The following is a 13198-nucleotide window of genomic DNA, read 5'->3' as shown; positions in this document are numbered from 1 at the left end:
CCGACCCCACGAAAAATCCTCTTATTTATATTGCTGCAAGATGTCAGTTCAAACCGATGCAAGTAGATGATGAGAAACCAAAGCAGCAAAATCTGTCGCGGGCGATCGATCGATCGGCAAATGAGCGCACCTTCTTAGCATGGATGCGGGCCGCGATCGCCCTCATGGCTTTTGGCGTCGTCATCATCCGACTTCGCGTCGTGCAAATGCCCGTACATTACCGTCAGGCGATGGGGTGGAAGTTGGGTTTAATCTTCTCTCTAATAGGTTGGGTGACAGTCTTAATCTCAACTAAGCACTACTTCACCGTTCGCCACCAAATTGACCGCGATACCTACAATCCCCCAGACGCCATGGTTTTATTTTTCAGTTTTGCTGTGGGCTTATTGGGAATTGGAGTAATTTATTCGATTTTGGCAATCGCCCTGAGCCCAAGTAGTTCTGTCATACCCGATTGATTGTCAACAGGAGTTAATTATGAACAGCGATACAGTTGCCACGATCGCTTCCATTCTCATCTTAGGTGCTGCTATCTGGGCAGCATTCGTAGTGATCGAGACTGTCGCGAAAATAGTCCCTAAATTGCTAGGCGTGACAGTCGCGATCGGGCTTTTGCTCGTTTACCTGCAATATTACTGGGGCATCGATACTGCATATCTTTGGCAAACTGTCAAGCATTTGCCTGAAGCTTTCAATTTCTCGATCTCAGCCTAAACAGACACCAGCCAGCATTCTCAACAACCTCTCCCTCATCGATATTTTTGTACCCGAAAGAAAGTAGATTGAGCCGATCGACAACAAAATACGGTAAGTCGATTGACTTACTAGACATAATTCAGCTTTGCTGCTAAACTACGGTAAGTCGATCGAGTTATGAGCTATTTTCGTGGAAAACGCTAAAAAAGTCAGTCAAGAGTACCAGCTTGCAGGACAACTGACCCAACAGTTGCCACAAGCTAAGGGTTTTAAGGAAGTCTGGTTTAAAAAAATCAGAGGCGGGTTACTTCTGGGAATTGGATATTTGCTATCACCGCTGTGTTGGTGGAACGACATATTTTTCAATCTGCCAATTGCCTACGCCTTTGGGTATATCTGTAGTGGGCTTTCCCCAGATTTACTGTTTCCTGGCACAATTGTCGGCTACTGGCTTTCCAATATTGCTGGAATTCTGTTGATGCAATTCGGGGCAGTAGATGTTTTTGCAGACAAACCCAAGGAAAAAAACCTCAAAAAAGAGTTATTGACGGGTTTAGTTTCCTCAACCGCCTTCACAATTGTCGTTGTGGCATTGATTCATTTTAATGTTCTCGATACTCCAGATTTCTTTGCAGGCAAAGAGTCGGTTAACCTCAGCTCTGTTTTACCTATGACGATAGTCAGTTCAAGGTAGAAGGCAGAAGATAAACCCATCAATGAATCTAGGCTTTTTAATCAGTTACACAGGTAAATATAAAAAAATCAGGGAGCTTTTACACTACATTTTTTGTAGCTTTGTTTAATTGCATTTACTGAGTTTAACCGAGATTGTTGTAGCTAAAGACGTGTAAAATTTTAAGCGTTGAAGAGCAAAAATTCTGGTAATAAATATTGAAATGCGAGTAAGATTTTGCCTGTGTTGCTGTGTGGCAGGAGCCGCCAAAGTTATCTATTTGTTGGTTGGCAGCGCTTAAATACACAGTTTTTGGGCATAACCGTGAACTACTTATTACTATCGTTTCTCAGTTTTTTCGTAGGCATTATCGTTGGTTTGACCGGAGTTGGCGGAGCCTCGCTCATCACCCCAATGTTAATTTTTGTTTTCCAAATTCCGGCATCAATTGCTATTAGTTCGGATGTCGTAGCTGCTACACTGATGAAAGTTGTTGGCGGCTTCAAACACTGGCAGCAAAAAACCCTAGACTTGCAAGTAGTTAAGTGGCTGGCTTTGGGCAGCGTGCCCGGTTCGCTGACTGGGGTGTGGATTTTACACTGCATCAAATCCAGCGGAAATCAGAATTTAGACAGCATATTGCTGCGCGTTCTCGGAGTAGCGATCGCCCTAATTGTCGCTTTATCGCTGAGCCAATTAGTGGTCAAAACATTTTTCCCTAAATTTAAATTGCCTGCGACCCCAGAATGGGACTTAAATACTAATTATGGCCGTATTTGTACTGTTAGTGCGGCAGCAATTTTAGGCTGCATAGTGGGAATCACTAGCGTGTCTTCCGGTTCGATGTTTGCACTGTTGCTGATTGCTGTTTTCCGCCTGGATACTTCTAAATTGGTGGGGACAGATATTTCCCAGGCAGCCATTTTGTTGATGTTTACATCTCTGGGACACCTCAGCCTCGGAACAGTAGACTGGAGTTTAGTATTGCCAATTTGGTTTGGTTCGGTGCCGGGAGTTTTAGTAGGGGCTAAATTATGCCAAATTATGCCTCAACGCCCGCTAAAATTTGTGATTTACGGAATGTTGGCGATGGCTAGTTGGAAGTTGTATCAAGTCTGAAAATTCAATCGATTTTGGATTTTAGATTTTATATCAAATCCGGTAGCATCGGAGTTAATGTTACCCACAATCAGGACACGGCACTGCCGTGTCCCTACAATTAATCCGGGTAGGGACAGGGCCCTGCGCCTTGTCCTCCTTGGGGTAGGGACACGGCACTGCCGTGTCCTCTTAATTGCTAATTAATGCTTCGAGTTCGCTGACTGTCGGCAATTCTAAGTCTTTGAACAAGACTGTACTGAGGTAGCGTTCGCCATAAGAAGGCTGCACAAAAACTATCAATTTTCCTGCATTTTCGGGACGCTTGCCGACTTGAATAGCCGCAAACAAAGCCGCGCCTGCTGAGATTCCTGACAACAATCCTTCTTCTCTGGCTAGTCGGCGACTGTAGGCGATCGCATCTTCGTCGCTAACTGCGATTGTTTCATCAATTAACTCTGGTTTCAACACTTCCGGGATGAATCCTGCACCAATCCCTTGAATTTTGTGAGCACCAGATTTGCCTCCAGAAAGCACGGGGCTCCTGGCGGGTTCAACTGCGATCGCCCTAAAACTCGGTTTCCGCTGTTTAATTACCTCAGCAACTCCAGTAATCGTACCGCCGGTGCCAACTCCAGCCACTAAAAAATCTACTTTACCCTCTGTATCTTCCCAAATTTCCTCGGCCGTGGTTGCCCGGTGAATTTTCGGATTAGCGGGGTTGCGAAACTGTTGCAGCATGAAAGCATCGGGGGTTTCTTCTACAATTTCTTCCGCACGGGCGATCGCGCTTAGCATCCCTTCATGTCCCGGAGTTAATTCCAACCGAGCTCCGTAAGCTTTCAGCATCGATCGGCGCTCTAAACTCATCGTATCCGGCATCGTTAAAATCAGACTGTAGCCTTTCGCCGCCGCAATCATTGCCAAAGCAATTCCAGTATTGCCTGAAGTCGGTTCAACTAAAATAGTTTTCCCCGGTTGAATTAACCCCGCATCTTCTGCAGCCTGAATCATGCTCGCCGCAATCCGATCTTTCACCGAAGCAGCGGGATTCATCCCTTCCAATTTTGCCACAATTTGAGCAACTACTCCTTCGGCTTGGGGGATTTTATTGAGCTGAACTAAAGGAGTTCTGCCAATTATTTCTGTAACATCCTTAGCAATTTTCATGGCTTAATTTCTCTCCAGTTAAATGTAGTACATGGGATGTGCTTGTTTCAGAACATCCCGCTGTTCGCACAAATCTTGTAATGTGTATTTTCCCAAAACTTCCCAAGATGCCTGTCGAGCTTCCTGCCAGATTTCTAGCACCGCAGTTTTTTCTATTGTTACAGATTCCGAAACTTTTTGAGTCTGGCTGCTGCCGTCGCCTTCGAGTGTCGAAAACACCTCTAGCAAAGTAATTTGCCAAGGCTCTTTTGCCAGTAAATAACCGCCTTTAGCGCCCCGCAGACTCTGGACGATACTTGCACGCCGCAGCACTGCAAGAATTTGGTCTAGATAGCGTTCTGGTATCTCACCAGAAGCAGTAAGTTCGTTCACTGTTAGGGGCGAATCCTTCGGGTGGTGGCTCGCCAGTTCCAAGAGCGCTAACAGGGCATATTCTACTCTAGAAGATAGTTCCACATTCCCCACTCGCGATCGAGTTTAAATTGTACACTATATCATAGTACACAATTCCGGTAGGTGTACAGATGTTAATATATTTTTATTATAAAAACGGTTGGAGAAATCATGTGAGCAACGTAAATGTAGGCAATTTAAGCTGTCGTCACTGTCGGTATTACGAGCAGCACGGGCACAGGGGCGGAAACTGCCTGATGCTCGGCGTGGCGGTACAGGGTGGGTGGAAAGCTTGCCCGTTTTTAGTTCCGCCCTTTGCACCGTCTTGGGAATACCCAGAAGCGGGTAGAGTCCGAAAGTCTCAAATGTTGCAGGGAGCGAGTATTTTAGAGGCAATACCGCCCCCTTAAAGTAACTGCTAAGTAGGTAGGCGGATATATGCTGTGTCATCGTTAAGTTTATTAATACTCACCTACTTGGCGGCAGTCAACAGGTGCGACATACCGCATCTGTTGGCTGTGAGAAGAAAGAAATCAGGAAAAAGAGAAAAGCAAGTGCGATCGTCACCCTTGGTTTTGAACTTATTGACCAGTGGAGGAGAAAATTTAATAAATGCAAATTCTCACAAAACTGGGTTTAAAACCCCGTCCTTTTAGGACGGCTTTCTCTTAATTTAGGGATACGCCCGTACTTGTGTTTGTATATTATTGTGAATAATTCGGCAATATTAAGCCAGCCCAGCTAGCATAAAGATATCGTGATGAGGTCGAAGTCATGCTAGTTTTTGAGTTCAAAGCATTCGGTAAAAAACAGCAATTTGACGCTGTAGACGAAGCAATTAAAACGGTGCAGTTCATCTGCAACAAAGCATTGCGCTTTTGGATGGAAAACACAAAAGTCGATAAATACGGCTTAAACAAGTACAGCGCTGTTCTAGCTAAAGAATTCCCGTTTTGCGATGACTTAAACAGCATGGCTCGCCAATCTAGCTCAGAAAGAGCGTGGTCGGCGATCTCCCGATTCTATGACAACTGTAAAAAGAAAGTCCCAGGAAAAAAAGGATTTCCGCAATTCCAGAAAGACAACCGCTCGGTCGAATACAAGACTACTGGCTGGCGTCTGGCAGATGACCGGAAATCTATTACTTTTACCGATAAGAAAGGAATCGGGAAACTCAAATTAAAAGGAACGCGCGACTTGCATTTCTACCAACGCAGTCAAATCAAGCGAGTGCGCTCGGGTTAGCGAGCAGACGGATATTACATCCAGTTCTGCATTCAAGTTGACCGCTCTGAGAAGATTGAAATTACTGGCAACGCCATTGGATTAGACGTGGGACTAAAAGAGTTCTACACAGATTCCAATGGTGTTGCAGTCGAAAATCCGCGATTTCTCCGCAAGTCCGAGCGCAGGTTAAAAAAAGCCCAAAGACGAGTTGCCAAACGAGTCAAGGGTTCGCAAAATAGAAAAAAGGCTAGAGTGATTTTAGGAAAGCGCCACCTCAAAATAAGTAGGCAACGTAAAGATTTTGCCGTGAAATTGGCTCTCCGGCGTGATCCAGTCTAGCGACTGTGTAGCCGTGCGTTGATTTGAGGATTAAAAATATGGTGAAGAATCACTGTCTAGCGAAATCGATTAACGACGCATCTTGGTATATGTTCCGAGTGTGGTTGGAATATTTCGGCAAAGTATTCGGAAGAATTACGATTGCCGTGCCAGCCAATGGAACAAGTCAAGAATGCTCTAACTGCGGAACAATTGTTAAGAAAACTCTATCAACGCGAACCCATGCTTGTCGGTGTGGATGCGTATTAGATCGTGATTGGAATGCCGCTAAAAATATTCTAAGTCGGGGATTGAGTACGGTGGGGCACACCGGAACTTGGATTTTAGATCCGAACGCTTGTGGAGAATTGACCGCTACCGATGTTGAAGTAATTCTGCATCGGCAAGTCGATTCTGCGAATCAAGAATCCCCTCGCCTTTAGGCAGGCGAGTGTCAAATTTCGTAGTGCCACACCTCCGAAGGTTGTAGAATAATCCGGTGGAATGGCAGACGATCGATCAAGCCTTGCTGCTCAAAATGACCGAGGGTGCGAGTGACAGTTACGCGACTTGTACCGATAATTTCTGCAATATCCTGATGCGTTAAAATCATATCGATCAGATGTCCTCGCTCTACCTCAGAACCGAACCTCTTAGCCAGCCAAGTTAATAGTTGATAGAGCATAAAATCAACTCTTTTGTAACCTCGCATTACCATAAAATCTTCAGCCTGCTGAATGTGAGTGAGCAAAATATCTCTATTTAGCCAGCGCTCGCCCAATAGTAAAATTGCCTCGACTTTAGTGAGGCATTCAATTTGAAAAGGATCGCATTTTGATATCGGTTTGCCGATCGTATCACCTGGCCCCCACAATCCCAAGGTGATAATTGTGCCATCTTCAAGCCACGTTACAGTTCGCACTACTCCAGTTTCAATTCGCCACAAAGCATTGCTTCTGTTGGGCAAGTGCGAGCGGCGAGAAAATATATGTCGGCTCGTTTCATCAAAAGTTTTAGTGGAAAGAGAAGCAATAGTCATAGCCAGTTACTGAATAAATTAAAGTTAGTTTGTACCAGGGCTGCAGGATAGTCTTGTGGGCAAAACTCTATATAAATTAAAGCTTTACTAGATGCCTGCACCGTCTAAAAAGTCTGTAATGAATAAATTAGAATACATGAATAATTCATGTTTTTCTGCCTCTTTTTGATCTGATTCAGTTGCTTTTAGGGGAGATAGTTGAGATTTTAAAATATTAACCTGGTCTTCTAACTCCTTAATGCGATCGAACAAAGCTCGAATTGCTTGAGCTTCCAAATCCGGTATGCCTTGAGAATTTTGAGCATCTTCCACCTGCTTTTTTTGAGGGATGATCCGGCCGGGAATTCCCACAACTGTGCAATCGCTAGGGACATCCCGCAGCACTACCGAACCTGCACCAATCCGAACATTATTGCCAATTTGAATATTGCCTAAAACCTTAGCACCTGCTCCCACGACTACATTTTCTCCCAGCGTCGGATGCCGTTTTCCTATTTCTTTACCCGTGCCGCCAAGGGTCGCTCCTTGATAAATTACAGCATAATCTCCCACGATCGCAGTTTCGCCAATTACCACCCCCATGCCGTGGTCGATAAACACGCCCCTACCAATTTTTGCTCCTGGGTGAATCTCAATACCTGTTAAAAAGCGACTCAGTTGGGAAATCAAGCGCGGCACAAACGGCAGACCAGCGGAATAAAGCCAGTGTGCTATCCGGTGCAAAAAAAGTGCTTGCAGTCCGGGATAGCAAAATAATACTTCCAGCCAGTTGCGCGCCGCGGGGTCGCGTTCGTAAATAATTTGCAAGTCAGTGAACATATTTAGTCTCACCGTGTTTTGGTTATACAGTATCGGCCGTGCCGACGGTTTAAGCTGCCTAAAGCAGTCTTGATTGTGGCATTATTACATATAATACTGTAATCCGACCTAATTACAGTAGTTAATGGCAAAAAATTTTTCCTTCCCCAGCCCTTTCTAAGCTGCCTCCGATATTTTCCGCGAAACAAACGGTAGTGCTTGTCTGACTTCTTGCTGCCGCGGAATCTCGATCGAGAATTCCGTCCCCAATCCCGGTGTCGAATCGCAGCGCAGCGTACCTTTGTGCTTTTCTACGACAATTTTATAGCTGATTGACAGTCCCAAGCCTGTCCCTTTTCCTACTGGTTTAGTCGTAAAGAACGGGTCAAACAGCCGTTTTTTGACATTTTCTGCCATACCGGGGCCGTTGTCAGATATCCGCACAATTATTTTGTCAGGGAGTGAATATTCTGTGGTTATGGCGATCGCGATCGGATTGGATTTCGCTGCTTTGGGCCCGCGATCGAGGTTGTAACTCTCAAGGGCGTCGATCGCATTAGCCAGAATATTCATAAACACCTGATTTAATTGTCCGGCATAGCACTCTACTAAAGGTAAATTGCCGTAGTTTTTAACAATCTCGATCGGCGGGCGATCGCCTGTAGCTTTCAGGCGGCTTTGCAGAATTAGCAGAGTGCTGTCAATGCCTTCATGGATGTTGACAGGTTTCATTTCGCTTTCGTCTAAACGAGAGAAATTCCGCAAAGATTTGACAATTTGAACAATGCGATCGGCTCCTATTTTCATCGAAGACAGCAGTTGCGGCAAATCTTTGCTGAGAAAGTCAAAGTCAATATTTTCTAAATGATCTGCAATTTCCGACGTAGGGTATAAATAGTGTTTTTGGTAGAGTTTTACCAACTCCAACAAATCGCTACTATATGCGCTGGCGTGGTGGATATTGCCGTAAATAAAATTAATAGGATTGTTAACTTCGTGGGCGACACCAGCAACTAATAAACCCAAACTAGACATTTTTTCCTGCTGGATAAGTTGAGATTGAGTTTGTTGCAATTCTTGCAAAGCTTGCTCTAGCTGTTGAGATTTTGCCGTGCGTTCTGCTGCAATTTTTTCAATTTTTTCGGTATAAGTTAACAAACTCATTAGATAAAGTGTCGCCACCAAAGTTAAGATTGTCCCAAAAATTAAAACAGTCAAAGAACGCCAAAATCTTAGAGGATTAATGTACTCTGGCGTTAGCCTCAGTTGCAGCAACCACCTGCGATTTTCAATATTGAGAATGCGGGTGCAACTGCTGCCGTCCGGGCAGTAAGCTCTTTCCCCTATTTGGAGTTTATTTTTAATATTTTTGTCAGTAATTATCCTTTTAGTCTTCGCTTCGTAAAAAGCGAGAAATCTTTCTGCTTCAGGAGCCATAGCATCTTGAAGATACACGTTTATAAAGTTGAGTTTAGTTTCCTGTAAAGCAGATTTAACAATAGCATCAACCAGCAAAACTCCGAGAGTAAAACCTTTCAATTTTTCGGGTTCCCTAGCAGAAAAATTTTCCGGAAAGGCTGCGGTATCACCAGCAGAAATTTGACTAAAAATTGGCATAAAGACCAAGACGCTTGGTTGAGTTTGTGAAGACCTGTTTTGGCGGTCAGTCGCGATAATTTCTTGTCTTTTTGCGGCTTTTTCTAACGCTAGGCGATTGGCAGTCAAATTTAAACCTAAATCTACTTCATCAGTCAGGAATTGCGGCGACTCAGAAACACGGGGCAGCCAAGCGATCGCCTTCAGGCTCGGATGGCGGTACAGGGCAGTACCAACAAATGTATTAATTTCTGGTTTTTTAACCCCGTCAAATACGCTGTAAAATGCTCCTGCTGCCCGAATTATTTCTAAATTGCCGCTAACATCTCTCTGAATCTCTGTAGCTATTTTGTCCAGTCGCTCTTGCAGTTCGGCTTGCATGGATTTGTATTCCCAATTGTAGGCGACTGAACAGGCGATCGCAGACAGTCCCAATCCTGCACAAAGTGTTAATCCTGCCTGGATGTGGCGGCGATAAGCAAGTAAAGTGCTAGTTGCTAAATTGAACAATTTGTTAGCATTCATATTCTTCGCTGACCTTTTTTTATGGTTCCCTCAAAATTTCAGGAGGAAGCTTTTTCCCGTTCCCAGCCTCTGCCTGGGAATGAATTTCAGGAGGCTCTGCCTCCGATTTAGAGCCACGAGACAGCATTACCAGGCTCGTGCCTGGTAACGATGTAGCAGCAGTGTTTTGTTGTAGAAGCTTCCCGATAGTATTTTGAGAAAGATACAGCCGTTGATTTAAATTGAATAAGCAGGGAAAGTCATCGCGTGTTTGGGCTTGACGTAAACCTGCTGATCTCGCGTTAACTGTAGAGAATCGAAGCGCTCGCGACTCACGTAAGCTGTTACTACCTGCTCGGATTCTAACACTAACTCGGTTTGTATTTCCCGCCCTAAATGAATGATGCGGCTGACTGTTGCTAATGCAAAACCCGACTCCGGCTTAGTTTTAATTTCCACGTCGTGGGGGCGCAAAAACACTACGTCCGAGTGAGCGGCTCCATTATGGCGAGGCGTTGGGGCGTGGCTGGCGAACAAACCCGCAGCATTCGAGAGCACATTGACCGGCCCAATAAAACTCATCACAAAAGCTGATGCCGGTTTGTCGTAAATTTCAGCAGGAGTGCCAACTTGTTCGACTCTACCTTTGTTCATTACCACAATTTCATCGGCTACTTCCATAGCTTCTTCTTGGTCGTGAGTCACAAAAACTGTGGTGATGTTAACTTCTTTGTGAAGGTTGTGCAGCCACGATCGCAATTCTTTGCGGACTTTAGCATCTAATGCTCCAAAAGGTTCGTCTAGCAGCAGCACTTTTGGTTGAACTGCTAGAGCTCTGGCCAAAGCCACCCGCTGCCGCTGGCCGCCGGAAAGTTGCGAAGGATAGCGATCGCCCAAACCTGTCAACTGCACTAAATCCAAAAGTTCATCAACTCGCCTGCTAATAGAGTTTTTAGGAACTTTGCGAATTTCCATCGCAAAAGCAATATTTTTCCGAATACTCATGTGTTTGAACAAAGCGTAGTGCTGAAACACAAAACCAATATGCCGTTCCTGCACCGACTGCTGGGTAGCATCCTCCCCGATCAGGTAAATCTGACCGCTATCCGGCGGTTCGAGTCCCGCAATCATCCTCAGCAGAGTCGATTTCCCGGAACCGGAAGGCCCCAATAGCGCGACTAAAGAGCCACTTTTAATTTCCAAATTCACGTTGTCAATTGCGTGAAACGAGCCGAAGTGTTTCGATACATTATGAATTGTAATGCTCATGAGTCTATTTACCTATTTTCGGACTGAGTGAAACAAGTTAACTCCGCTTATCTGACCGGGTTACAGTAGTATATCCTGAAAATAATATTTATTCTGCAACCCGTGTAACTTTTTGTATTGGATCTCGATGGCCTCCTGATGGGGACTGGGCTTGAAAGTTGACCCTGGCGGGTCCGAAGAGTTAACCCGTCAGCGTTTCCAGATGTGGGATTATCGGTGACGTGCGATCGTCCCAGAGTAAGCAATGCTGAAATTATGTAGAAACCCGGTTTGATGGACGAAAATACTGCATCAAAACCTTTAAAACCTTTAATCCCCGTAAAAAACCCGCTTTCTTTGCTGTCGCTGTATATTTTACGGCTGCCGACAATTCCCCGACTCCCGGCGATATTGAAGATTTCAGGTAGGAATTGCTCAATCTGAGGTGCGATCGCCCACAATTTATATGACAATAGTTAGTTCATAAGCATACAGGCTTCAGCTTTGACAAACTACCAGAATAGTAAATTCTAACCAGAACACCAGTATGGGAAAACCAACAGGCTTTATCGAATTCTTGCGCGAATTGCCCTCCGAACTCTCACCAGTCGAGAGAGTCCACAACTGGGACGAATTTCACCTGCCGATGGAGGAGGACAAACTCCGCACCCAAGGCGCGCGCTGCATGGATTGTGGCATTCCGTTTTGCCACACGGGTACAATTATCAGCGGCATGGCAAGCGGCTGCCCGATTAACAACCTCATCCCCGAATGGAACGACCTAGTATATCGCGGACTCTGGAAAGAAGCCCTAGACAGACTCCACAAAACCAACAACTTCCCGGAATTCACCGGCCGCGTCTGTCCCGCACCCTGCGAAGGCGCTTGCGTGCTCGGCATCAACAATCCGCCAGTCACGATTAAAAACATCGAAGCCTCAATAATCGACAAAGGCTGGGATGAAGGCTGGATTACCGCCGAACCGCCAGCCAAACGCACCGGCAAAAAAATCGCCATTATCGGTTCCGGGCCCGCCGGTTTGTCCGCTGCCGCGCAACTCAACAAAGCCGGTCATTGGGTAACAGTATACGAAAGAGCCGATCGACCGGGCGGCCTGCTAATGTATGGCATCCCCAACATGAAGCTAGACAAAGAACAAGTCGTAATGCGCCGTCTCAAAGTCCTCGAAGACGAAGGCGTGACATTCGTCTGCAACACCGAAGTCGGCAAAGACTTGCCAGCGGAACAACTGCTAAAAGAATACGACTCCGTTGTGCTCTGTACCGGCGCTACTAAACCCCGCGACTTGGGCATCCCCGGCCGGGAATTAAAAGGCATCCACTTCGCAATGGACTTTTTGACTGCGAACACCAAAGCAGTTCTCGACAAGAGCACGGACGAGAACTTCATCTCCGCCGAAGGCAAAGATATCGTGATCATCGGCGGCGGCGACACCGGCACCGACTGCGTGGGCACCTCCATTCGCCACGGCTGCAAAAGCCTGGTACAGCTTGAAATCCTGCCGAAACCGCCCTCGGAACGGGCGGCCAACAATCCCTGGCCCGAATGGCCGAAAGTCTACCGCCTCGACTACGGCCAAGAAGAAGCCGCAGCCAAATTCGGCGACGACCCCCGCGGCTATCTCACCACAGCGACACAGTTCGAGGGCGACGAAAACGGCAATGTCAAAGCCGTGCACACCGTTGAGGTGGAGTGGGCGAAAAACGAGAAAGGGCAGTTCATTCCGAAACACATTCCGGGCACCGAAAAAGTGTTGCCGGCACAGCTTGTTTTGCTAGCGATGGGCTTCCTGGGCCCGGAACAGCCGTTGCTGGATGACTTGGGATTGGAACGCGACGCGCGCAGCAATGTGAAAGCCGAGCACGAAAAATATACAACTAGCATTCCGGGAGTTTTCGCGGCTGGTGACTGTCGCCGGGGACAGAGTTTGGTGGTTTGGGCGATTAATGAAGGGCGGGGCGTGGCCCGGGAGTGCGACCTTTATCTGATGGGGAGCACTGATTTGCCTTAGTCGCCCAAGCGGAGGCGGGTTTATTAGATTGTTGGTTTCTAACATAAATGGTTGGTAAAACCCGCCCCTACGATCCGCTGTAGGGGCGGGTTTTACCAACAATATTTGATGAATACAAACAATCTATAAAAACCCGCCCCCACCCTACCAATAACCCAGATTAACCTGATGTTCGATCGCATAAAAAAAATGTAGATTCGGATTTACCGTTGGGCGGGGCGGGTTTATTATATTGTTTTTTTTAGGCATAGAGGGTTGGTGAAACCCGCCCCTACAAATCTCTGGATTTGGGAGAATTTTCGTGAATAAATTCCGATAATTTATTAGGCCTGTAGGGGCGGGTTTTACCAACAATATTTGATGAATACAAACAATCTATAAAAACCCGCCCCCACCCTACCAATAA

General features: G+C 46.0%; 12 protein-coding genes and 1 pseudogene. 7 read left to right on the top strand and 6 right to left on the bottom strand.

Annotated features, from left to right (window positions below; genetic code table 11):
* The first annotated feature begins 56 nt into the window (after positions 1-56).
* The 4 genes from QUA99_RS09875 to QUA99_RS09860 all read left to right on the top strand — a co-directional run bounded on the left by QUA99_RS09875 (position 57) and on the right by QUA99_RS09860 (position 2488).
* Positions 57-458 (top strand): DUF202 domain-containing protein, encoded by a 402-nt coding sequence (locus QUA99_RS09875; RefSeq protein ID WP_333235993.1) that lies wholly within the window; start codon positions 57-59, stop codon positions 456-458.
* Positions 459-477: 19 nt separating this feature from the next.
* Entirely contained in the window at positions 478-714 is a 237-nt protein-coding gene (locus QUA99_RS09870; RefSeq protein WP_333235992.1) for a hypothetical protein, read from the top strand.
* Positions 715-886: 172 nt separating this feature from the next.
* Positions 887-1390, top strand: a complete 504-nt coding sequence (locus QUA99_RS09865; protein ID WP_333235991.1) for a hypothetical protein — start codon at positions 887-889, stop codon at positions 1388-1390.
* Between the two features lie 303 nt (positions 1391-1693).
* Entirely contained in the window at positions 1694-2488 is a 795-nt protein-coding gene (locus QUA99_RS09860; RefSeq protein ID WP_333235990.1) for a sulfite exporter TauE/SafE family protein, read from the top strand.
* Between the two features lie 171 nt (positions 2489-2659).
* On the opposite strand, the gene cysK is transcribed toward QUA99_RS09860, so the two are convergent.
* Both cysK and QUA99_RS09850 read right to left on the bottom strand, forming a co-directional pair.
* Positions 2660-3637: a cysteine synthase A gene (gene cysK, locus QUA99_RS09855; protein ID WP_333235989.1), complete on the bottom strand. Its 978-nt coding sequence runs from the start codon at positions 3635-3637 to the stop codon at positions 2660-2662.
* Between the two features lie 18 nt (positions 3638-3655).
* Complete coding sequence (locus tag QUA99_RS09850) at positions 3656-4093, bottom strand: Rrf2 family transcriptional regulator (RefSeq protein WP_333235988.1); 438 nt, start codon at positions 4091-4093, stop codon at positions 3656-3658.
* 110 nt (positions 4094-4203) lie between these two features.
* Here QUA99_RS09850 and QUA99_RS09845 point away from each other — a divergent pair, with 110 nt between their 5' ends.
* Positions 4204-4440, top strand: coding sequence for a hypothetical protein (locus QUA99_RS09845; RefSeq protein ID WP_333235986.1), 237 nt, complete (start codon positions 4204-4206; stop codon positions 4438-4440).
* A 364-nt stretch (positions 4441-4804) separates the two neighbouring features.
* Positions 4805-6018 (top strand): annotated as a pseudogene (locus QUA99_RS09840) (RNA-guided endonuclease InsQ/TnpB family protein).
* A gap of 11 nt (positions 6019-6029) precedes the next feature.
* Here QUA99_RS09840 and QUA99_RS09835 read toward each other — a convergent pair.
* The 4 genes from QUA99_RS09835 to QUA99_RS09820 all read right to left on the bottom strand — a co-directional run bounded on the left by QUA99_RS09835 (position 6030) and on the right by QUA99_RS09820 (position 10781).
* Positions 6030-6614: a Crp/Fnr family transcriptional regulator gene (locus QUA99_RS09835; RefSeq protein ID WP_333235985.1), complete on the bottom strand. Its 585-nt coding sequence runs from the start codon at positions 6612-6614 to the stop codon at positions 6030-6032.
* Between the two features lie 87 nt (positions 6615-6701).
* Positions 6702-7433 carry a serine O-acetyltransferase gene (gene cysE / locus QUA99_RS09830; protein WP_333235984.1) on the bottom strand — a complete coding sequence of 244 codons (732 nt, stop codon included), beginning with the start codon at positions 7431-7433 and terminating at the stop codon, positions 6702-6704.
* A gap of 156 nt (positions 7434-7589) precedes the next feature.
* Positions 7590-9533, bottom strand: a complete 1944-nt coding sequence (locus QUA99_RS09825) for an ATP-binding protein (protein ID WP_333235983.1) — start codon at positions 9531-9533, stop codon at positions 7590-7592.
* 216 nt (positions 9534-9749) lie between these two features.
* A complete protein-coding gene (locus QUA99_RS09820) occupies positions 9750-10781 on the bottom strand; it encodes a sulfate/molybdate ABC transporter ATP-binding protein (RefSeq protein ID WP_333235982.1) in 1032 nt (343 codons plus the stop codon).
* A gap of 526 nt (positions 10782-11307) precedes the next feature.
* On the opposite strand from QUA99_RS09820, the gene gltD reads away from it, so the two are divergent.
* Positions 11308-12792 carry a glutamate synthase small subunit gene (gene gltD, locus QUA99_RS09815; RefSeq protein ID WP_333235981.1) on the top strand — a complete coding sequence of 495 codons (1485 nt, stop codon included), beginning with the start codon at positions 11308-11310 and terminating at the stop codon, positions 12790-12792.
* Positions 12793-13198 lie beyond the last annotated feature (406 nt).

This window comes from Microcoleus sp. F10-B2, from assembly GCF_036704965.1.
In the GTDB taxonomy this organism is placed as follows: domain Bacteria; phylum Cyanobacteriota; class Cyanobacteriia; order Cyanobacteriales; family Microcoleaceae; genus Microcoleus.
Note: the sequence above shows the minus strand (reverse complement) of the source record. Positions and strands in the feature narration are given on the sequence as shown.

Excerpts from the sequence above, each read along its gene's own strand:
- cysK (WP_333235989.1), bottom strand. The coding sequence starts at position 3,637 with ATGAAAATTGCTAAGGATGTTACAGAAATAATTGGCAGAACTCCTTTA.
- QUA99_RS09870 (WP_333235992.1), top strand. The coding sequence starts at position 478 with ATGAACAGCGATACAGTTGCCACGATCGCTTCCATTCTCATCTTAGGT.
- QUA99_RS09825 (WP_333235983.1), bottom strand. The coding sequence starts at position 9,533 with ATGAATGCTAACAAATTGTTCAATTTAGCAACTAGCACTTTACTTGCT.
- QUA99_RS09875 (WP_333235993.1), top strand. The coding sequence starts at position 57 with ATGCAAGTAGATGATGAGAAACCAAAGCAGCAAAATCTGTCGCGGGCG.
- cysE (WP_333235984.1), bottom strand. The coding sequence starts at position 7,433 with ATGTTCACTGACTTGCAAATTATTTACGAACGCGACCCCGCGGCGCGC.
- QUA99_RS09835 (WP_333235985.1), bottom strand. The coding sequence starts at position 6,614 with ATGACTATTGCTTCTCTTTCCACTAAAACTTTTGATGAAACGAGCCGA.
- gltD (WP_333235981.1), top strand. The coding sequence starts at position 11,308 with ATGGGAAAACCAACAGGCTTTATCGAATTCTTGCGCGAATTGCCCTCC.
- QUA99_RS09820 (WP_333235982.1), bottom strand. The coding sequence starts at position 10,781 with ATGAGCATTACAATTCATAATGTATCGAAACACTTCGGCTCGTTTCAC.